This window comes from bacterium (genome assembly GCA_024228115.1).
GTDB lineage: Bacteria > Myxococcota_A > UBA9160 > UBA9160 > UBA6930.
The window spans coordinates 1-21231 of sequence record JAAETT010000491.1; the positions used below are offsets into that span (position 1 = coordinate 1).

Here is a 21231-nt window from a genome sequence, read left to right on the forward strand (position 1 = left end):
CAAGTCAATCCGATACCGCTTCTTCGACATACGGGCCCCATGAATCGGCCCGCGACACGGCGAGAACCGATTGGCTGCGGGGGACGCAGTGCTTAGCATGACAACACTTCCGCCTTTGGTCGATACAAGGGACTAGGAGGGATCCCGATGATCCGCTTGATGCTGCTCGTAGTAGCAGCCAGTTTCCTCTGGACCGGCGCCGCAATGGCGAATTCCGAAACCGAGTCGCGCAAGGAGACACCCACCGCTGAAGTCCAGCAACCGACGGAGGTGAAGGCGACGGCCGCTACCGAGGCAAAGGCTCCGGCCAGGGTCCGTATGTCGACGCGCGACCGTTGGCGCGGTCGGCCGTACACCCGCGCCGTCGCGGTCGAGAACGCGGAGAGAGACGTTCAACTCCTTCCGATCGATCAGCCGATTCCGAGCGCCGGCTTCGCTGAAGACAGCGTTCAACTCCGCAACGAGGCATTGAACAAGAGCTTGCACTTCGCGGTTTCCGCAGGAAGCTCGCTGCCGTTCTGAACGAATCCCGGTTTGCCAGGTTTCGCCCCCATTCGGGGCGGGGCCTGGCAGCTTCCGGCCTGCCCTGACGCGGGGCAGCCGGTATCGTCCGTGCCATGAGCACCGACTGCGCTCTTGCCGCAATGGGCCTGATCCAGGCACTCGGGGCAGATGCCGACGAAACCTGGCCGCGCCTCCTCGAGGGCGACCAGAGCCGTCTTTCCGAATGGGAGCCCCATACCGAAGGGCCACCCCTCGTCGTGGCCGCCGTGCGCGACCGCCTGCCGGATATTCCCGCATCTCTCGCTGCGTTCGCCTGCCGCAACAATGCCATGGCCCTGGCGGCCCTGCTCCAGATCGAGACGCCTCTCCGCGAAGCCATCGCGCGCTTTGGCGCAGATCGGATCGGTGTCATCATGGGCACCAGCACCTCGGGCGTATCGGATGCCGAGGTGGCGATCCGCCACCAACTCGAGTCTGCTTCTCTTGCGCCGGCGTTCGACTACGCACAGCTCGAGTTCGGAGGCATCGCCGATTTCACGGCGCGCTGGCTAGGCACCGAAGGGCCCGCCTACACGCTCTCGACGGCTTGCTCTTCCGGCGCGCGAGCCCTGGCTTCGGCACGCTCGCTTCTACGCCTGGGCTTCTGCGATGCGGTGGTGGCCGGGGCGGCCGATACCCTATGCGGCCTGACGACCGGAGGCTTCTCGTCGCTTCAGGCGATCGCTCCGGAGCCGACCAACCCGATGAGTGTGAACCGGCGCGGGCTCACCCTGGGCGAAGGCGCAGCCGTATTTCTCGTCACGAGGGATTCGGGCGGCGTCCAACTCACCGGCGTCGGAGAATCCAGCGAAGCCCATCACATGTCGGCGCCGGATCCGGAGGGCCGCGGAGCCGAGACCGCGATGCGCTCCGCTCTCGAAGATGCGGGCGCCGCGCCGAAGGAACTTGCGTACGCCAATCTGCACGGAACGGGAACGGCGTTGAACGACGCGATGGAGAGCGTGGCAGTGGATCATGTCCTCGGTCGAGAGGTCCCGTGCAGCTCCACCAAACCGATGACCGGTCACACCCTCGGCGCCGCGGGCGCGATCGAAGCCGCCTTCAGCTGGCTCGTGCTCCAGCGTGCCGAGAACCGGACGCTCGCGCTCCCACCCCACCTCTTCGACGGCGAACTCGACCCGGAGTGCGCGCCCATTCGGCTCGCCCACAAGGCTGAAACCGCATCGGTCGATGAACGTGCGTTGGTCCTCACCAGCTCCTTCGGTTTTGGGGGCAACAACTGCAGCCTCGTCCTCGAGCGGAAGCTCTCGTGAAGACCTTGTTGCGCAGCTGGTGCGCCTGGTCGCCGGGCCTCGAATCCGTCGAGCAGTGGACAGCCTGGGCCAAGGATCCGCAGCCCCTCGCCAGCGAGGGCGTCCCCGACGCCAGGTTCCTGCCAGCCATGCTACGTCGCCGCTGCACGCCCCTCTCGAAGATCCTGCTGAAGGTCGCGAGCGAGGGTTGCAGCGAGGCGGAGCGCAGCCAGGCGAGAACGGTCTTCGCGTCGCGCCATGGCAGCATCAATGAATCGATCGGCCTGCTCGAGAACGTGGCGCGCGGAGAGCGGATCTCGCCCGCGATCTTCAGTCATACGGTGCACAACGCCCAGGCCGGCTTGTTCTCGATTGCCATGGACAATCGGCAGGCATCGAGTTCCCTGGCCGGGCGTGAGGACAGCTTCGGGAGTGGCTTGCTCGAGGCCCTCGGGCACCTGGAACGAGAGCCCGAGCGTCCTGTCCTCTTCGTGATGGGTGATGTGCCCCTCGATCCGGTGTTCGCCTCCCTCGTGGACGAACCCGCCTGCGCCTATGGCGTCGCGCTGCTACTGGCCCGAAGCGGCGCTACGAACGAGGGAGGCTTCGAGGTGGCCCTCGAGCGGAGGCCTCCTGATGCGAAACCCCTGGCCTGGCCCCCGGCCGCCGAGTTCCTACGCCTGTGGATCGGCGGGGACGCGAGCTTTTCGATCGCTACGTCTCAGCACCTCTGGCGCTTCACGCGCTAAGAGCCGATGCGACGGAACAGCAGGGAGGTGTTGATTCCGCCGAACGCGAAGTTGTTGCTGGCAACGATTTCGAGCGGGGCCTCCCGAGGGCTACCGACGACATAGTCGAGCTCGGCGCAGCGCGGATCGACCTCTTCCAGGTTCAGGGTTGGTGCGATCCAACCCTCCTGCAACATGCCAAGGGCCATCCAGGCCTCGAGCGCGCCACAGGCACCGAGGGTGTGCCCCAGATGCCCTTTGAGCGAACTCACCGGAACCTTCCCGCCATAGGCGCGCAGCGTCGCATTGCTCTCGGCGATGTCGCCCGTTTCGGTGGCGGTGGCATGAGCGCATACATAGTCCACGCGGTTGGGCTCGATCTGCGCGTCGGCCAGCGCCCGGCGCATGGCACCTTCCATGCCCGCCGGATCCGGCGCCATCAGGTGCAGGCCATCGCAATTCGTGCCGTAGCCGATCACTTCCGCCAGGATGTTGGCGCCCCGGGCGTGCGCATGCTCGAGCGCTTCGAGCACGAGCGTGCCCGCTCCCTCCCCCACGACCAGGCCGTCCCGATCCGTATCGAAAGGGCGCGAGGCTGCAGAGGGCTCGTCGTTGCGGGTCGAGGTCGCAAACATGAGGTCGAACACGCCGACCTCGATCTCGTGGAGCTCTTCTGCTCCGCCGCAGATCATCACGTCCTGGCGGCCGAAACGTATCTGCTCGTAGCCCACACCGATCGCCTGGGAGCCCGAGGTGCAAGCGCTCGTGGTCGGCAGCACGGCACCGCGGATTTCGAAGTACTGGGCCAGATTGGCTGCGCAGGTGTGGCTCATGAGCTTCACGTATTGCATCGGCACGACGCTCTTGGCGCGCCGCTCCACGCCGAAGGCCTTGCAGAAAGCAACCATCGCGTCGGGGCTTCCGGACGTCGAGCCATAGGCGAGGCCCGTTCGTCCGTCGGAGATCACCGGATCCCCGATCAGGCCGGCATCTTCCAGCGCCTTTTCAGTCGCCCAGGTTGCGAGCCGCGCAACCCGACCCATCCCGCGCAGTTTCTTGCGAGGCGCCGAAGGGGGAAGCGCGGGTTCTTCGACAGGGCCGGCGAGACGAGTTCGCACGCCCTCGACCTCTTCGAGAACGGGCCAGACTTCGAGCCCCGCGCGGCCGCTCCGAAGTGCGTCACGCACGGTGGTCCAGCTGGCACCGATCGGAGAGACGCCGGCCATGCCGGTGACGACGACCCTTCGCCCGCTCAAGGTTCTTCCATGCCCAGCTCGATGCGCATGCGTCGAATGTACTCCATCGAACGGCGACCCCTCCGGGTTCGCTCCGGCGGAAAGAGCCGGGCAAAGAGTCGATCGATGGGTCCCTCGTCGAACGCGCGGAACCAACCCTTGCGAAACAACGCTTCGATGCCCTGCAACACGAGCGCCGTGATGTACAGCCCTGCGCCCGTCCAGGCTTTCCAGCGCGAAGGATCGGCTTCGGTTGCCAGCCAGGCGATGGCGACCGCATTGGCGAGAAAGAAGAGTGCCCAGAGCGCCGTCACGATGCGGCAATAGGGCCGAATCCAGTCCGGTAGGTAGGGCTGCATGAAATGAGCCATCCGCTCCACGACCGAATCCCCGGGGCGCAGGCTCGCGATGAAGTAGCCGGCGAGGCCAAGCTGGATGACTGCCGGCACGAAGAGCAGGGGCGTGCGGCTCTTCGATGTGGCGGCCAGGGCGAGGAGCGCCAGGATCGCCAGCTGGGTCGGGCGAAGCGCCGGGGCCGTGATGTGGCTCCAACGCCAGGCGAGACCCGCAGCGCCGGTCGCGAACATGGCTACGGACACACCCTGGACGCCGTAGCGAAGAAGCGCCCACTCGAGCGCGAACGGATAGGCCGCGACCACCAGGATTCCCAGCACCGCGAGCCCCATCACCGGCGGGGGCGGCGAACGAAAGGGGTGCCTGTGGGCCATGGGGAACGTAGAGCTCAGAAAATCGGGCGCGGCGTCATCATGGTCGTGAGCGGAAGCGATGCATCGGCATCCCCCTCCCGACCGAGCAGCTCGAGGCCTCGGTGACGCACGCTATTGAAGATCTCACCGGTCTTCTCGAGGATGGCCCGCTGGCTGCGCGGCAGGCCCACCTCTTCGATGAAATCGATGTTCTCGAGGCCGTAGGAGAAGACACCGAGGTTCCCTCGGTAGTATTCACCTCGCTCGCGAACCTGCACTTCGGCCGCGCGAAACAAATCCGAGAAGTTCTGGAGGGCCTGGAGGATGAAGCGCTGCTCGCGCACCTGGCGGCGCAGGTATCGCTCGTCCAGATACTCGTCCAAGAAGTAGGGCGCGACCCAGAGATTGAAATAACAACCGATGTCGAAGTCCCACTTCATGCGCATGAGGTCGAAGCTGCCGATCATGCCGTACAGGCCACGGTAGAGACGCATCGCCGCCTCGAAGCGAAAGGCCAGGAACCCGTCATAGAGTTCGACGCGCCGTGCCATGGCCTGATCGGCTTCGCCAGCCAGATCGCGCTTCACGAGATCGCAGAGGAAATCGTTCTCCAGGGCGATGAAATCTGCACCGGGGCTGTAGAGCGGATCGGGGAAGGCAGCGGCTTCGCCGATCAGCCCCCAGCGATCGGCCGAGAAGAACTGGCTTGTTCCGTACGAGAATTTCTTCAGTCCTTCAACGTCGATCGGCTTGGCCTTGGTCAGAAGGGAGGCCATCACCCGGTGCGACTCCAGGAAGGCGCGGAAGCCCTCCTGAGTGCGGAGGGCTTTGTACTCCCCGGGCGGCTGCCCTACGACACCAATGCTCGTAATGCCGGCACCGAGCGGGATGACCCAGATCCAGTAGCCCGGGTAGCAGAAGTGCATCGTCGAGATGCCGCGAGCGGTATGGCGCGCGCGGGCGGAGAATGCCGGATCGCCCCAATCGTCCACATCGGCAACGCCTTCGAAGCGGCCCCAGACGGAGAGCATCGAGTGGTGTTCTTCCTTTACCCGCAAGCCCAGTGCCCGGGAAACGAGCGCTGTGCGACCGCTCGCATCGAGCAGCCAGCGGCACTCAACGCGTTCGCGATGCCCTTCTCTCTCGATGCGAAATGAGTGGGACGCACCCGCTTGGCCGATCGTCAGGTCGTCCACCGTGGTTCCCGTATGAACCGCAATGCCGGCCTTCTCGTTCATGACCAACAAGTCCGCGTCGAGCCGAGCCCGATCGACCTGGAAAGCGGGATGGAAAGGCAGGTTGACGGTGCCGATCTCGCTCATCTCCGTGAGTTCGGCCTGCTTCTCCGAATTGTCGAAGAAATAACGCAGACCGTTCTTCGGCAGATGGTGCTCGTAGAGGTAGCGGCTGAGCCCGACCCGCCGGATCAGGTAGGAGCCCGCGATCTCGACCGTACTCTCGCCAACCTTGTACGACGTCTCCGTGTTCTTCTCGAAGATCCCGATCGATAGACCAGGCGCCTCGCGCGAGAGCTGTCGGGCGAGCAGACTGCCGCCCATCCCGCCTCCAAGGATCGCCACATCGAGTTTCACACCAAGCTCCCGTTCACCGCTATGCCAATCCGCCGTTCACCGCTACGCCAGTCCGCCGTTAACCGAAATCGTCTGCCCCGTAACATAGGCCGCACCGTCGGAGAAGAGAAATGCGACCACTGCGGCTACCTCCTCCGCTCGGCCCAGGCGTTGCATCGGAATGAGCTTGCGGATCGCCTCCAGATGAGCGGGCTCGACCATCTCGGTCTCGATGAGGCCCGGCGCCACACTGTTCACGGTGATCTCGCGAGCCGCCAGTTCGAGGGAGAGCGCACGGCTCGCACCGATCAGGCCGGCCTTCGATGCCGCGTAGTTCACCTGGCCGCGGTTGCCAATCTGCCCGCTGATCGAGGAGATCGTAACGATGCGTCCGCCCTCGCGAGCCCGCACCATCGGCAGGACCAGGGGCTGGACCACGTGATGAAAGGCATCCAGGTTGGTGCGGAGTACGCGGTCCCACGCATCAGCTCCCATCGCAGGGAAGGCAGCGTCCTCGTGGATTCCCGCGTTGCAGACGATGCCCCAGAACGGCCCGCTCGCTTCGATTTCCCCGGCCAGTGCGTCGCTTGCCGCTTGCCGATCTGCCACGTCGAAACCCAACGTGGTCGCCGTCACTCCCTCTTCGCGACAAGCCTCGGCAACCTCCGCCGCAGCCTCCGCGTTGCGGCCGAAATGGGCGACGATCGGAAAACCGACCCGTGCAAGGGCGATCGCGATCGCGCGTCCAAGCCCACCACTAGCTCCTGTGACGAGCACGCGTTTCGGGCCATCCGCCAGGGCGCGGCGACGCCTCAGCGCCAAGGGCCCGCTCCGCGCGAAGCCAGTTCGGCCAGATCTTCGACGATCATCACATTGAGTGTTCCATGGGCGAGGGGCGGGCGCTCGTCTGCGTCCGCCTCGGGCATTCGTACGCTGCAGGCGAAGGCCTGGGCTCCGTGTGCGCCCCCGCGCAGCCAGCGAGCGGTGACGACGAGTTCGCCTTCCATGTCGAAGGCGGCCGCCGGTAGCGTCGCTCGTCGCGCTCCCAGAAAGAGGCCGGGCAACGGCGGAGAACCTTCTTTCCAGGCACGAAGCCCACCATGGACGGCAATGCATTGAGCCATCCATTCCAGCGCCGCCGTGGCGGGAATCCGCCCATCCGGGAGGGCCAGCACGCCACTTGCGGACGGGCGGACGGCGCAAACCGTCTCCTGCTCGTCATTCCGCAGCACGCGATCGAGCAGACACATGGGTCCGGCATGCGGCACGATCCGTTCGACCTCGGGGAAGGTCATGCAGCACGCTCCTCCGAGTGCCAGCTATCGTAGAAATTGAACCATTGATAGGGCGTCTGACGACAGCCCTCCTCGAGCTTCGCCACGTACGTCTCCAGCCATTTGCGTGCCTGGGCATCCCGCTCCCTCCGCGGCACGATGCCTCCCAAATGGAGTGGCTCCACGATGGCCTCGTAGGTGGCCGCGTCGCGCCGGACGCAGGCGGAGAACAAGAGCGGCGCGCCAAGAACACCTGCCATCAGGAAGGGACGCAGCGAGAACGGCGCCGGGTGCCCGAGGAACGAAACCCACTCCCGACGACCCGTGTCGCCGGGAAAGATCCGATCCCCAAGGATCCCGACGAACTCGCCCCGATCCAGGCACTGGCGAATCTCGAACGCGGTGCGGGTCGAAGACGGATCCAGGGAGATCACCCGAACCGGATGGCTCGGATCGAGTTGGGCCAGGAAGCGGCCGATCTGTTCCGCGTGGCGCGTGTACATCAGCACGTTCACCGCCAAGCCGTGGCGCCCGGCCAGCAGGCGCATCATGTCGAAGCTCCCGAGATGGGAGCCCAACAAGATGGCGCCCTTCCCTTGCTCCGCCAGGGAAAAGAGGTGTTCGCTACCGCGGTGGAGGAACTCGATGTCATCGAGCTCGCCGCCCCACGCGACCATCCGGTCGAAGATGTTCACCGAGAACTCATGGGTGTGACGGAGGCAGGTTCCAAAGGATGGCGCGGGAAGATTCAGCTCGGGTGCAGCGGATCGGAGACGCGTCAAATAGCGACGTTGCGCCACCCGCCCGGCCCGACCCACCGCCGAGAAGTAGAGTGCAATCGGCCACAACAGGCCGCTCGTGAACCGGCGCCCGAGCAAGCGGTACAGCCCCCGCATGAGGCGGGCCGCGAGAAGCGAGCCCGATTCAGCGGCTTGCGCCCAGGCCGGGCTTGCAGGGGGGGGCGTCGGAGAAGACGTGTGCGGGGGCATTGCGGCGGTCATGTATCTCCCGCCTCCATTGCCAGAGCTTTCGGCCGGCTCCAGACCAGCCGTGGACTTCGCACGAGCATGCCGAAGAAGAGACGGATGTAGAGCCACGCCAGCCGAAGATCGTCCCAGAGAATATCGAAATTCGAATGGCCGCCCTTCGGATACACGATAGGCGTGGGCAGATTGACCACCGGCACCCCGGCCCAGACCAGCCGCACGGCCATCTCTGGTTCGAACTCCATATGATCCCCGGTTCGCACCTGATCGAGGAGCGCCAACGTGGGCTCCAGCGGAACGCCACGGAAGCCGACCAACGGATCCTCGATCGCGAAGGAGAGGGTCGCGAGCCAGACCAGACCGCGGGAGAGCTGGCGCGAAGCCAATCGCGCCCTGGGAACCGATGCATCGAAACGAGGAGCGCCCAACACCAGGGCCCCGGGGTGTGCAGCCATGGCATCGAGAAAACGTGGGACCTCGGCAGTTGCATGCTGGCCATCCGCGTCGAGGTGGATCACGTGGCTGTACCCGCGATGGGCCGCCAGCCGGAAGCCGCTGCGCAGGGCCACTCCCTTGCCAAGGTTCTCCGCACAATGATGCAGCTCGACGAACTCATACAGGCGCGCCAGTTCGTCCATCCGTTCGCGATTGGCAGCATCACTTCCATCGTCGATCACGAAACACGGCATGCCCAGGCCGGCCAACCCCTCCAGCACTGCGGCCAGGGGTTCGGCGTGCTGGTGCACCGGAATCAGCAGTGCCGGTTTCACTTGGCGTCCGCCAGGAGCAGGCGTCCGGAGGAAAGCTCACGGTCCTCGTTGAGGATGCGAAAGCGCACGCGAGCGCCGAGTCGATCCAATTCCACCTCGAGCCGTACGCGACCCCCGGGAAGCAACATCTCCTTGAACTTGAGGGCCTCCACGCCCGCGAGACCCAGCTCGCCTCCGGCCAGCTCTTCCGCGGCCGCCAGGGCCCAGCCGACCTGGGCGACGCCAGGCACGACCGGTTGGCCGGGGAAATGGCCCTCCAGTGCAGCGAGATCCGTCGGCACCTGAAGATCCCGCGTGAGCGTATCGGCTTCCCTCCGCTCCCCGAGGACGACCGGAACGCGGGGGCGCTCCGAAACCAGGGCCAGGAGCGCCTCGCGCGGGAGCTTCCCGCGTTCATCCGTCGGCAGCGCTGCCACGAAACGCCACATCCGAGGCAAGAGCACCCGATCCCAATGCGCGGCCAACTGGCTCTGGAGTGCCTGCACGAGGCTGCGTCGATCACGGTCGGCCTTGGCAGCGAGACCCCTGGGTGAAAGTACGACCACCGCGGCCACACGTTGCTCGGCGCTTCGATCGACGGCGACGAGCGCACAATCGTCGATGAACGGGTGCTCGCGAAGCCGGCTCTCCATGTCGGAGAGAGAGAGCCTCTTTTCCCCGATCTTCACCACACGGTCTGCGCGGCCCTGCAACTCGAAGTGCTCGTCCTCATCGACCTCCGCCTGGTCACCCATCTCGTACTCGAGAGTTCCGTCAGGCGAGAGATCCGCACCGACCGAAACGAAGGGTGAGCTCACGCGCAAACGGCCCGACGTCGGATCCTGGCGCACCTGGACCTGCCCGAACGGGCGCCACCGCGGCGGCTCCTCCCCGGCGAGTTGGCGACGAGTCGCCACGCCGCCGGTCTCTGTGGAGCCGAAGATCTCGAAGGGCGGCTCGCCAAGAGCCGCCTGGACGCTCGCAGCTGTGGCAGGTGGGAGTGGCCCCCCTGAAGAGACCACACGCACGGCCCGCCCTCGGAGATCGCGAAGCTCGGGCCGAGCCGCCAGATGACGAAGATGCGCCGGTGTTGCGACCAGCACCGAGACAGGGACATCCGCCATGCGGGGCAGCAACTCCTCGGGTCGCAGGAGGCTCTCGGCCTGGAAGGCGCGTCCCGTCGCAAGTGGCCAGAGAACGCGGAGCAAGAAACCATAGAGATGCTGATGGGGTGCCGTTGCGAAGACATGCGCCTCCACCGGAACACCGGCCCCGATCCGACGCTCGAGTTCGACCACCTCCTCGAGATGGCAAAACGCCTTGGGGATCTCCTTGGCGCGCCCGGTCGTGCCAGAAGTAAAGAGCTGAACGATGGGCCGTTCAGGATCGAGCTCGATCGGCCACGGGTCACCCGCGTGGGCCAGGGGATCCAACGCCGTGCCGGTGTTTGCCCCGGAATCTGCCTCGCTGGCGCCGCGATCCCGGAGCACGCCGTCGCAGAACGACGACAGCTCGCGAAGTGTCCCGTCCTGGCGGTTCGGAGGCACCCACGCTTCGCCGCCGACCCGCGCGACGGCGAACAAGCCCACTGCAAAGGCGTAGGCACTCGTGGTATCCAACAGGATCTTCGAGCCCGGTCGCTCCTCGAGCCGATGGGCCAATCCCCCGACATGTCGCAGGAAACCGCCGACGTCATAGATCGCTCGGCGATCCCACGCGACCGGCGCAGATTCGGCGCGCGGCTGCGCGAGCAGCTGATGGAGGGGAACGCAGGCCACGGATCAGGCCAGCCGCGCCGCCACCAGATCGACGACATCTTGCAGGGTGACGAGAGACCGCAGGTCGCCTTCGTCGATCTCGAGGTCGACCTCATCTTCGAGACGCACCAGCAATGCGACGGCATCGACGCTATCGAGGTCGAGATCGTCCGCAAGGTGAGCCGAAGGACGCAGCTCCTCGTCGGCGAACTTGAACTCGGCGCGCAGGACTTTCCGCACGATGCCCCAGATCTCCTCGGTCGAAGACAAGGCGGACCAGCCCGGCCTAGCCGCGCTGGTCCGTGACGAATTGCGCCAGGCTCTCCACCGAGAAGAAGATCTTCTGGTTCTCGTCCGGATCGTCGCCGACCGTCACGCCGTATTTCTCCTCCAGGGACATCGCCAGCTCGAGAGCGTCGATCGAATCCAAGCCAAGCCCTTCGACGAAGAGCGGCGCTGCGGTCTCGATCTCTTCGGGGGCGATGTCTTCGAGCGCAAGAGACTCGACGATGATCTTCTTGATCTCCAGATGGAGCGCGTCGCTAGTCAAGATCGAGCACCTTCAGGTAGTGGCCGCGCAACGCGGCCGTGAGTTTTCGGGCAGCGAGCATCGGAGGCTCGCTCCCATCGAGGACCTTGCTTGGCGAAAACGGCGGCATCACGCGCATTTCCACTTCTGGGGTCCGGTCCGGAACCTCATGCCAGCGTTCGCCTTTCGTCAAGATCGGGATGTCCGTTCGAATCACGACCGGTAGAAGATCGCAACCACTCCGCAGCGCGACATGGGCGGCTCCCCGTTCGAACCGACCCAAGCCACCCGACGGCGAGCGCGTGCCCTCCGGGAACATCACCACAGTCCGCCCACTGCGCAAGCAGTCCACAGCAGCATCGACGGAGGCCTGCGCGGCGTCGCTGGGAATGAACGCCACAGCCTCGCCAACACTGCGAATCAGGGGAACCCTGGCCCAGTTCGGACTCATGAAGTTGTCGGATTGGGAGAGGTGCCGGACGATCAGCGCGGAATCGATCGCCGACGGATGATTGGCGACGATCAGCCGCGGTCCGGGCCCGGCGAGCGCCTCGATACCCACGTTGCGCAGCCGAAACAGGCGAAGCGCCAGCATCAAGCGGACGAAGCTGTCGTAGGCCCGGCGAAGCATCCGCTGTGCAGCGTCCCGGCCCATCGGGGCGCCGACCAGGCGGCGCAACCCGACCCAGAGCGTGATGCCCAACGCTCCAAGCCCATAGTACGCGTACGCCAGGCCCGTTCGGAGCTGACGCCATTTTGCCCTCTGCCACCGTCCCACAGCCGTCAGACGATAACACCTCAGAGGCAGGCCCCGGGGGACATCGCAAGCCCTTTGGAGAGGATCCGCGCGTGGATTCCGAAACCTTCCGGTAGGATCAGGGCGTGGATTCCGAGACCTTCCGGCTGGGCCAGGACCCGCTGCAGCTCCCCGATGTGCTGGCCCTCGCCCGGGGCGAGCGCCACCTCGCCCTTTGGGAGGACGATGGCTATCGCCGCCGGCTGCGAGCGGGGCAGGAGGCCGTCCGAGCCCGGCTCGCCGAGGGCAGCCCTGTGTACGGCGTGACGACCGGGGTCGGCGCTTCCGTGGCCAATGCGATCCCGCAGGAGTTGCAGGAGGAAATGCCCCATCAGCTGCTGCGCTTCCACGGTTGCGGCACGGGGCGCATCCTCGACGAGGAAGAGGCGGCCACCGTGGTCGTCGTACGGGCGGCCTCTCTCGCCCGCGGGCACTCCGGCGTGAGCGAGGCGCTGCTCGAGCGCCTGTGCCTGGTCCTCGAGCATCGGTTGTTGCCGCGCATTCCCGCCGAGGGCTCGGTCGGGGCCAGCGGTGATTTGACGCCCCTCTCGTACCTCGCCGCCATGCTGATCGGCGAACGCGAGGTGACCCTCGGCGGGCGGCTCATGGCGGCCGATGTCGCCTGGGCCGAGCTGGGTGTGGAACCTCTCCTGCTTGGCCCGAAGGAGAGCCTGGCCTTGATGAATGGCACCAGCATGATGGCGGCCCTCGGCTGTCTCGTCTGGGAGCAGGCGGAGCGCCTGGCGCGGCTTGCGGCCGCGGTCACGGCCGTCGTCAGCGAGGTATGCCACGGCAATCCGGGTCATTTCGATGCGCGGGTCTTCTCGTGGAAGCCCCATCCGGGCACCGAACGGGCCGCCAGCTGGATTCGCGGAGACCTGGAGCGCCATGACGACCTGGTCCAGGGCCGACTCCAGGATCGCTACTCGATCCGCTGCGCACCTCACGTGTTAGGCGTGCTACTCGATGCCGCAGCCTTCGCCAAAGACCTGCTCGAGATCGAAGTGAACGGCGTGAACGACAACCCGCTCGTCGATCCGGAGCGCGGCGACGTCCTGCACGGCGGCAACTTCTACGGTGGTCATGTCGCCCTCGCCATGGACACCTTGAAGACCGCGATCGCCAGCGTGGCCGATCTCCTCGATCGCCAGCTCACCCTGCTTTGCTGCCCCGATACGAGTGATGGCCTCCCAGAGAACCTGGTTGCAAGAACCGGGAACGGCGCTCTCGTCCACCACGGTTTCAAGGCCATGCAGATCAGCGCTTCGGCCCTCACGGCCGAGGCGCTGAAGCTGACCATGCCCGCCGCGGCGTTCAGCCGGAGCACTGAATCCCACAATCAGGACAAGGTGAGCATGGGCACGATCGCCGCCCGGGATGGTCTTCGAATCGCAGAGCTTACGGAGACCGTGAGCGCCATTGCGGTATTGGCTGTCTGCCAGGCAGTCGACCTGCGCGAGCGCGAAGGGCAGGCTCCGGGCCGTCGCGCCGGGTTGCTTCGAGATGCCGTGCGCAAAGCCGTGCCTGGCCTCGAACAAGACCGGCGACAGGATCACGACATCGCTCGCGTGCTCGAACTGCACCGGACCGGAACGGTCGGCCTGGAGCCGTGATCGCAGGGAAGACCCTCGCTGTGATGACCTGGTTCGCGGCGATGTTCTTCGTGCTCGGCCCGTGGCTCGTCCTGTGGGCGTCGGGCAGCGGCTTCGCGGACGGCTGGAATCATTCATCGCTGGCCGGTAGAGCCGCACTCGGCCTTGCGCTCATGGTCCTGGCCATCCAGGTGGTCCAATTCGTGCGGCTCGGCCGGGGAACGCCGGCACCCTTCGATCCGCCGCGAGCCTTCGTCATCGAAGGACCCTACCGATGGTCCCGCAACCCGATGTACCTGCTCTACGTCGTGATCATGCTGGCCGAAGCCTGGGCCTTTGCCTGCCCAGCCCTCGTACTCTACGCAGCCGGCTTCTTCGCACTCGCGCACTTCTTCGTGGTGAAATTCGAGGAACCGGGCCTCCACGAGCGTTTCGGTGCCGAGTACGAAGCCTACGCGAAGCGGGTTCCACGCTGGCTGTCCTAGGTCTTCCTCACAGCCCGAAGCGCGCGGGATTCAGGGCGTCACAATGACGACGGAATTGTAACTGGAGATGGTGAGCTCCGTCCCGTCCTCGGCCGCAATCCCTCCGCTGGAGAGCATGATGGTCGTTTCTCCGTCGGTGTAACTCCATCCGGAGAGCGTCGCGATCCGGAAGGTCCCGGTCACGCCCGCCGCGCTTCCGCGGCGAAGATCGACGACTCCACTCAGCGTGCCGGCGGGGAGGTCGATCTGCGGATCGATGAAGAACTGGCCATCGTCATCGAAGTCGGAGTGGGGTTCGATGCCATAGATGAGTACGTGGGAGGGGTCGTACTGGAGCGAGAACTCGTACGCCTGGGCGGTCTCCGACGTCGAAACCCATACCTCCAGCTCGAACATCTCGAGGGGGGCGACGGAGAGGCCAGGCGGGCTGAACCAGACGACCGCCTTGCCCTCGGATTCGTTTTCATTTCCGCAGGTGACACCCGAGAGGAGAATCGTCGCCAGGAGGAGGGGGATGAGGAGGCGCTTCATTCCTGCGTCACCAGCAGATGGTCGAGGAGTTCGATCAGCTGCCCGTCAGGATTCGTGACCCGTACGTCGTAGGGGTTCGGGTCGGCGATCACCACGAAGGAGTTGAGCGTACCCGTGAGCGTCTGGGGGTCGACGAAGACCACGTTGTTGACCACGTCCCAGGTGGGGCTCCCCTCACGCAGCACGCGAATCGACGGGGTGGCCATGAAGTCCGCCCCTGAAATCGTGATATCGACGGTATACAGGCCCATTGGATAGGTCGCGGGGTTCGGGGGCACCTGCGAGAGAACGGGGGGCGAGAAGAGCCCGGTTACGAGCGAGTTGAGGGCGACCCGGTCGCGCAGATAGGCCCAGGAGAGGGGGCGAAAGGCAGGAAGGGGCTGACCACCGCCTCCTGTGACTTCATCGAAGCTGAACGAACCTCCCGCGTTCATCACGAAGTTCTCGGTCGGCGTGGTGCCGGACGAGGTCACATTGTGATCGGCATTGGATCCACTCGTGCCGCCGTAGAGACCCGCCGGAGGAGCGCCGTGGGCCGTAAGGCCCAGGAGATGGCCGGTCTCGTGGGCCACGACGGTCCCCAGCAAGCTCGAGAAGTCGGTGATCGCCGCCTCGACATCGCTCCAGCGCGCGAGTTGCGCAGAAGTCGCCTGATTCGGGTCGAAACCGGTGTCGAGGACCACGCTATCGAGAGGGTTCTCACCGATTGGCGTCCCGCCCAGGTCGGGGTCGACCGGGGTAAAGAGCTGCTGGTAGGAGGCCTCACTCGCCCACAAGTTGTCGATCGCCTGGGGGAACACTCCGTACTGCGCGCTCGTACAGGTGTTCTCGTTGTCGGCCAGGTTCCCTTCGTCGAGGGGGGTGAGCCCGAGATAGATCGACGAAGTGGGAGATTCCCCCCCGACGCAGAGGCGTGCGTAGGCGCCACCCGGTGCGGAATCGCTGAATACAATGTTCACGGGATCGGTGCCCGGGCTTCCGTCGGCATTCCGTCCGTAGAGGGTATGGGCGCGCTCCAGGATCTCGGAGACGATGCGGTCGCGCACCTGGGATTCGAGGACGAGATCCGCCGTCGACGACAGACCGAACTCGCGGAGATCCTCCAGGAAGTCGATCTCGGTGCCGAGGCTCCGATCCTGGTCGAAATCGAGGAAGATCTGCTGCTGCGAGCCCATCGGCGCACCAAGGCCAAAGTCGCGCACCGCGAAGCCATAGACCTGTTGGTTCTGGTTCCCGGCCGCGTCCTCGATGGAGACGGTCAGGTAGTGGGAGGTCCGCGGGAGATCACTTCCGGCCGGCACCTCGTAGAACCCACGTGTTGGCGACGAAGAGAACAGCGCCGCCAGTTCGCTCCCGGACGGGTAGCCCTCAACATCTTCGCTCCAGGTCACCGAGAGGGTCGAGCGATCGACGACGCTGCCACCTGCGCTGTCGAATCCGAGGGTCACCTGGAACGCATCCGGCGGGACCACCAGCAGATCGTTCTGATCGTCCGGGATGTCGTTCAGAGTGACCAGGAGGGAGGGTGCGCTCGTGTCCGGGTCCCCACCCGTGCTTCCGAACGCACTACCGAACAGCGCAAGATCTCGATGATCGATCTTGCCGTCCGCGTTGACGTCGGCAGCCGGATCGTAACTGGCATCTCCCAGCACAGCGCCGTAGAGCCCTTGGAGCAAGGCTTCGTCACTGGCACTGACGGTTCCGTCGCCGTCAAGATCCCCGGAAAGCGGCTGTGCGGCAGCCGCTGTTGCCAAAACGCCGACAATGAACACTCCCACCACATGGAAAGTGCGTGCGGCTGTGGAGGGGCGGTTTCGAATGGGCATCGGTCGGTTTCCAGCTTGTCCAGCCCATCCGGCCGGCCCGCTGGGCGAGTCCGACCCTCCGGAAACCCGACCCGGCGATCAGCCGAAGCCAAGCGCCGTCAGGCAGAGCGCCTTCGGGAAGCCAACACCGCGATGCCCATCCCTAGCAGGAGGACCGTACCCGGCTCGGGCACCAGCAGCTCGATCTCCCAGACAACCTCACTCGTCGGGCCCACGTCGAGGCCGACGGTGAAATCGCTGTCGAGATAGTTGAAAAGGTCAGCAAGATCGAATGTCGGCACCGGATCGGAGATATTGATGTGGAGCACCGCCTGCGTACCGATGCCGCCCGCCGCAGCCGCCATCGTCCCGCCCGCGACCGTCAACGCGGAATCGGTTCCGTAGCTGCTGGCCACCGGGTTTCCGACGATGATCGTCCCGCCCGGGGGAGCGATCTCCGAGGGAAGCGCATTGGTGACGTTCACGAAGGTGACGTCGAAAGAGAGAAGCACGATCGTTTCGGTGGAATCCCAGATGAGGATTTCGGCAGCCGGGCCGGTTCCAATGAAGCTCGCGCCCGTGATGAGATCGGTGGCCGGGTTGAATCCACTCGTATCGAGCTTGATTTCGAGATCGATACGACCGCTGACGAGAGCGGCCAGAGCCGGGTTGTCCGCGGTGGTGACGGTGCCCCGCTCTGCAGTCCCGCTCACGGTGTCGTCGAAGGTGAAGATGCCGCTGGATGCCGTGTACTGGCTCTGTGCGTCCGTCCCGCCGATGGAGACGGCTTGGGCCGCCCCGGCGACGAGTACCAGTGCCGCCCCCAGCGCTAGACACCGCATCAGCTCGACTGCTCTCTGCATTTCCAACCCCCGCAATTCCGCATCCGGAACCTGAACCTGGTCCAGTTCCGAAGGAACCCTAACGATCGTTCTCCAATGCCTAGGACCGGGCTTCGCGAACCGGTGAGGACGAGTCCCAGGACGCCGAGCCCCATCAGTACCATCGTGCCCGGCTCCGGGAAAGCCACTGGTGCACTCGGCTGGATGGTGCCGGTGCCCGAGTAGCTGAAGTCCTCGTCGATTTCCGGGTCCGGCAAGTCGGCCAGGATCGCGGCCATGCCGGGAACGAAGTCGAAGATCGTGCCGTCGAGGTTGAGGGTGGCCCCGCCGCCCATGCCGCCCAGTGCGGCCACCAGGGCCGCGTCCCCGCCCGAGATGGTGATGCCGATGGCGTTGGCCACGGCGGTGGCGTCGGGAAGGCCTCCGGAGAGGTCGTAGATGCCACCCATCACGAAGCCGCTGGCGAGCTCGGCCGTGAGGATGGTCCCGGTGCCGTCAGTCATCGTGATGTCGTCGCCGGTCACGCCGACGAAGGTGGTCGACACGAGGAAGAGGGTGCCGCCCAAGGGGTCGATCGAGACCGCGCTCAGCGACGCCTCGAGCGAGAAGTTGACTCCGCTCAGCAGGATCGGCGAAGTGGAAGGGCCGGCAGAGAGGGCGGCCGACGTGATGCGGCCGTCCATCGTCGTGTCGCCCGTGTTGGTGCCCGTGGTGGTGAAGCTGCCACCATCTCCGCCCGGTCCGCCCGAGATGTCCTGGAGGGCGTCCCACTCGAGCGAGCTGATGACGTCGCCGACCTGGAGCCCGAGGGGCGAGGCCCCGGCGGCGGACGGGAGCCAGAGCAGCGCTGCTGCAAGCAAGATCAGGCCGAGGTGCTTCGATTGAGCCAACATCCGATTCCCCTTGAGTTGTCCGTGTTTTTGCGCCGCCCGATTCCGCAGGTCCCGGATCAGCCTGGACTGCAAAAACAAAACGCCGGTCGTGTCTCTCCGAGAAGAGGCAGACCGACGCCTTGGCGCCTGACGGCACCCCTTCCCATGGCGCCACATGTGCAACTGCCGTGCCGAGGGAGTCCGGGATGCTCGCCGAGAGGAATTCGTTGTTTTTCAGGGAGTTGCAGTGCTTGCGGCAAACTCCCGGGGCATCAGCCATTGCCACTGAGAAAGCAACTTCCCAAGCGACGGAAAAACCATTCCTATCAGCCCAGAGCGGCGTGCGTGGAATCGCCCTCAGAGGGCCGCAATGATCTCGGATCTGCACCCGAGATCGCAGCGAACCAGCGTCGGTTCTCTGTCGGCTCCGACTACCCGGCCAGGGGCGCGCTCACGGATCGACGGCCGTACAGGCCAGGCCTCCGCAGACATCGGTGACGGCGCCGCCCGTCTGGAGGAAGTCGGACTTCTGTTGCTTGGCCTGCGCGTCGCGGCGCGGGGTCTCGTGGGGATCCTGGCCGACGTTCGGCGGGATGTTCTCGAGCGGCGGGGTCGCGGTGCCACTATCCCAGATGATCAAGGCCGAGCCGTCGAACGGATAGGCGCTGATGGCGGGGATACCGAAGTAGGGCGCCACCTCCACCGGATCGGCTGTGGCCCTGGCCGGCAGGTGGATGCTGGCGCCGATCGTACGCGCCTCGACCTCGGCACTGACCGGGGCAACCTGATGATCCCCGTAGGCGACGTGCAGCAGGATCTTGTGTGGCGGCGTCCCCGGGTAGGTATCGCTGGTGAGATGGTTCGCGTGCCCGCTGGCCTCGGTCCGATCCCAGAGCATCTGCGCCATGTCGAGGACCAGCAGTTGGTCGATCCGGGGCACGTAGACCGCGGAGAGAATGTCGTTGAACGGCGCGAAGTCGACGCTCCGATGCAGGAGCGTGCTGTAGTTCATGCCGGGAACGCCGAGCACCGCGCGAGTCCAATCCTGGGCGAAGGCTGTCACGCCGCCGCCTGCAATGGCGCCCTGGCTGTTCCCGTCGTAGAAGAGCTCACTCTGATCGAAGAGCAGTTCCCCACTCGCAGGGCAGTCGTTCCCCGCGACCGGTGCCCAATCAACCGCCTGGAAAGCGCAATGGGAGGCGAACCCGTTCGCATGAACCAGCAGCCGCCCGAGAAAGAGGGTGTTGAGAAAACCCTGCTGCATTCGATCCGGCAGTGTCGGGAAGACGGAGAAATCGGTGAGGATGACGGTCAGGATGTGACCGAAATCGTCATCCGCCATTCCGATCCAATCGGTCGCGCATGACAGAAAATTGTGTTGGTCCGCGAAGTCCCGGTTGTGGCTGGACCGGGCTTCGAAGCGTTCCCCGAGCAGCCCGTGCCCATAGAGGCTGGGGCGCGCGGGATTGGCGGCGAGTGCGCCCCCTCCGAGATCGATCACCGCGGCATTCGGAACGACACAGAGGAAGTTGGCCTGATAGAAGACGGGGTTCCCGAGGCCGTCCTTGACCTGTTCCGGAAGGCGGTCCGGATCGAGCAAGGGGCCTCCCGCCACCTGAGCGGGATTGAGGCGCGCGCCGGGGAGTCCCCCGTTCGTCGTATACAGAGGCACCTCGAAGCGGCCTTCGATCATGCGGAAGAGCTGGCTATGCGAGTGCTCCGTGACCGTATCGATATGGAAGACCGGCGCGGCGCCCGCAAGGTTCGCGAACCCCTCATCGCGCATGTGGAGGAGGCGTTCCGACATATTGCGCTTGCTGATCACCGTGAAATCCCAGGCGAGATACAGCTCCGAGCGCGCAATGCCCGCGCCTTCGAGGGTGCCGAAGATCAACTCCATCGCCGGGCGACGGTCTTCGATCAGCGGCAGGAAGGTGGGAATGCCATCCCTGTAGACCTGGAAGGGACGCTCCGGTGTCAGGTCTTCGCCTGCCGAACCGCGGAGGTGACGAAGCGCAACGATGTAGCGCTCACCGTCCTTGAGGTTCACCCCCGGACGAATCAGCAAGGCGGGCTGTTCCGAACCTGTGGCTCCGGAATCGAGTTCGGCCCACAGGAGCTGTCGCTCCCCGGTGCTGGCCCGCACCAGGACGACGGCGGTATCCGGATCGTTGATCGAACTCCCGATGTCCTCGATCGGGGCGGCCCCGCTTTGGACGAGATCGACCCCGGGCACCATGACGGTGATCATCGGGCCGGGGCTGAAGCCATCGTTCCGGTTGAACTCGGTCGGGTCGACGTGGATTCCGATGAGAGTGGGCGGCGTCGCGCTCATCGGGAAGGAAACCCGCCGCCCGGTATCGGTCACGGGATCGGGGCTCGTGAAGTGATCGGACGGAAACGGGAGCAGACAGCGATGGCGGTCCAGGAATTCACATTCCTCTTCCCCCGCGAAGTCGAGGCTCGGCTCCCAGGAAAAGGTGGCGCTGACGGTGTGCTCCGGAGTTCCGTTGCCGTCACGATCGAGGCTGACGAAAAGCGTGTTCCGTCCTTCCGCGAGATCGGCCGGGCCAAGCAGGGCGGTCGCCTGGGAACCCGAGACCTGGACCCGGTTCGCAGCCGGGTCGGTCAGCAGGACGACTCCGACGGGAGGTGCGTCGATCCCGGAGAGGAGCGTCACCTTGAGGTTGCTCTGCGGTAGGAGCGGAACGCCGAGGGAGATGTCCACAGGAACCACCCCGGTGCTCGGAGCGGCGCTCTCGTGGGCCGGGGCGGAAATCTGAGGCGCGCCGGGCACACAGCCGGAAAGGGCGACGAGTAGCGCTGAGGCGACGACGCCTAGTCCCTTGTCACACCAAAAGCTGGGGGTAGAGTCGTCGCAGTTTCACGCGGGCTTGTTGGGTCGTGAATTGCCAGTCGACGCCCTTCGTCGTTCGGTTGCGATCGTCTTGCCAGGCTTGGACTTGGCGCGTGAGA

Annotated in this window: 20 protein-coding genes; 5 read left to right on the forward strand and 15 right to left on the reverse strand. The window is 65.4% G+C overall.

Annotation, left to right across the window (positions count from 1 at the left end):
* Positions 1-147 precede the first annotated feature (147 nt).
* The 3 genes from GY937_20905 (at position 148) to GY937_20915 (ending at position 2545) form a co-directional block, all read left to right on the forward strand.
* A complete protein-coding gene (locus GY937_20905) occupies positions 148-522 on the forward strand; it encodes a hypothetical protein (GenBank protein ID MCP5059172.1) in 375 nt (124 codons plus the stop codon).
* Positions 523-617: 95 nt separating this feature from the next.
* Entirely contained in the window at positions 618-1817 is a 1200-nt protein-coding gene (locus GY937_20910) for a beta-ketoacyl-ACP synthase (protein MCP5059173.1), read from the forward strand.
* Positions 1814-2545: a beta-ketoacyl synthase chain length factor gene (locus GY937_20915; GenBank protein MCP5059174.1), complete on the forward strand. Its 732-nt coding sequence runs from the start codon at positions 1814-1816 to the stop codon at positions 2543-2545. Before GY937_20910 ends, GY937_20915 begins: the two co-directional genes overlap by 4 nt.
* Here GY937_20915 and GY937_20920 read toward each other — a convergent pair.
* The 10 genes from GY937_20920 to GY937_20965 form a co-directional block, all read right to left on the reverse strand.
* Positions 2542-3780 (reverse strand): beta-ketoacyl-ACP synthase, encoded by a 1239-nt coding sequence (locus GY937_20920; GenBank protein MCP5059175.1) that lies wholly within the window; start codon positions 3778-3780, stop codon positions 2542-2544. The two genes, GY937_20915 and GY937_20920, sit on opposite strands and share 4 nt — an antisense overlap.
* Positions 3777-4487 (reverse strand): hypothetical protein, encoded by a 711-nt coding sequence (locus GY937_20925; GenBank protein ID MCP5059176.1) that lies wholly within the window; start codon positions 4485-4487, stop codon positions 3777-3779. Before GY937_20925 ends, GY937_20920 begins: the two co-directional genes overlap by 4 nt.
* A gap of 14 nt (positions 4488-4501) precedes the next feature.
* Positions 4502-6058, reverse strand: a complete 1557-nt coding sequence (locus tag GY937_20930; protein MCP5059177.1) for an NAD(P)/FAD-dependent oxidoreductase — start codon at positions 6056-6058, stop codon at positions 4502-4504.
* Positions 6059-6100: 42 nt separating this feature from the next.
* The gene (gene fabG, locus GY937_20935; protein MCP5059178.1) at positions 6101-7153 is read right to left on the reverse strand and encodes a 3-oxoacyl-ACP reductase FabG; all 1053 of its coding nucleotides are present in this window, start codon (positions 7151-7153) and stop codon (positions 6101-6103) included.
* A gap of 175 nt (positions 7154-7328) precedes the next feature.
* Positions 7329-8312 carry a hypothetical protein gene (locus GY937_20940; GenBank protein MCP5059179.1) on the reverse strand — a complete coding sequence of 328 codons (984 nt, stop codon included), beginning with the start codon at positions 8310-8312 and terminating at the stop codon, positions 7329-7331.
* Positions 8309-9067 carry a glycosyltransferase family 2 protein gene (locus tag GY937_20945; GenBank protein MCP5059180.1) on the reverse strand — a complete coding sequence of 253 codons (759 nt, stop codon included), beginning with the start codon at positions 9065-9067 and terminating at the stop codon, positions 8309-8311. Before GY937_20945 ends, GY937_20940 begins: the two co-directional genes overlap by 4 nt.
* Positions 9064-10824, reverse strand: coding sequence for an AMP-binding protein (locus GY937_20950; protein MCP5059181.1), 1761 nt, complete (start codon positions 10822-10824; stop codon positions 9064-9066). The genes GY937_20945 and GY937_20950 overlap by 4 nt, the downstream gene beginning before the upstream one ends.
* A gap of 3 nt (positions 10825-10827) precedes the next feature.
* Positions 10828-11043, reverse strand: coding sequence for an acyl carrier protein (locus tag GY937_20955; GenBank protein MCP5059182.1), 216 nt, complete (start codon positions 11041-11043; stop codon positions 10828-10830).
* Positions 11044-11089: 46 nt separating this feature from the next.
* Positions 11090-11353 (reverse strand): acyl carrier protein, encoded by a 264-nt coding sequence (locus GY937_20960; protein ID MCP5059183.1) that lies wholly within the window; start codon positions 11351-11353, stop codon positions 11090-11092.
* A complete protein-coding gene (locus GY937_20965; GenBank protein ID MCP5059184.1) occupies positions 11346-12110 on the reverse strand; it encodes a 1-acyl-sn-glycerol-3-phosphate acyltransferase in 765 nt (254 codons plus the stop codon). Before GY937_20965 ends, GY937_20960 begins: the two co-directional genes overlap by 8 nt.
* Before the next feature lie 104 nt (positions 12111-12214).
* Here GY937_20965 and GY937_20970 point away from each other — a divergent pair, with 104 nt between their 5' ends.
* Positions 12215-13741 carry an aromatic amino acid lyase gene (locus tag GY937_20970; protein ID MCP5059185.1) on the forward strand — a complete coding sequence of 509 codons (1527 nt, stop codon included), beginning with the start codon at positions 12215-12217 and terminating at the stop codon, positions 13739-13741.
* Positions 13738-14205, forward strand: a complete 468-nt coding sequence (locus GY937_20975; protein MCP5059186.1) for an isoprenylcysteine carboxylmethyltransferase family protein — start codon at positions 13738-13740, stop codon at positions 14203-14205. Before GY937_20970 ends, GY937_20975 begins: the two co-directional genes overlap by 4 nt.
* A 30-nt stretch (positions 14206-14235) precedes the next feature.
* On the opposite strand, the gene GY937_20980 is transcribed toward GY937_20975, so the two are convergent.
* From GY937_20980 to GY937_21000, 5 genes are all read right to left on the reverse strand, one after another.
* Positions 14236-14736 (reverse strand): hypothetical protein, encoded by a 501-nt coding sequence (locus tag GY937_20980; GenBank protein ID MCP5059187.1) that lies wholly within the window; start codon positions 14734-14736, stop codon positions 14236-14238.
* Entirely contained in the window at positions 14733-16562 is a 1830-nt protein-coding gene (locus GY937_20985; GenBank protein MCP5059188.1) for a hypothetical protein, read from the reverse strand. Before GY937_20985 ends, GY937_20980 begins: the two co-directional genes overlap by 4 nt.
* Before the next feature lie 98 nt (positions 16563-16660).
* A complete protein-coding gene (locus tag GY937_20990; protein MCP5059189.1) occupies positions 16661-17404 on the reverse strand; it encodes a PEP-CTERM sorting domain-containing protein in 744 nt (247 codons plus the stop codon).
* The gene (locus GY937_20995; GenBank protein ID MCP5059190.1) at positions 17383-18276 is read right to left on the reverse strand and encodes a PEP-CTERM sorting domain-containing protein; all 894 of its coding nucleotides are present in this window, start codon (positions 18274-18276) and stop codon (positions 17383-17385) included. Before GY937_20995 ends, GY937_20990 begins: the two co-directional genes overlap by 22 nt.
* 430 nt (positions 18277-18706) lie before the next feature.
* On the reverse strand, positions 18707-20983 hold the full coding sequence (locus GY937_21000; protein MCP5059191.1) for a hypothetical protein: 2277 nt from the start codon (positions 20981-20983) through the stop codon (positions 18707-18709).
* Between the last annotated feature and the right edge of the window lie 248 nt (positions 20984-21231).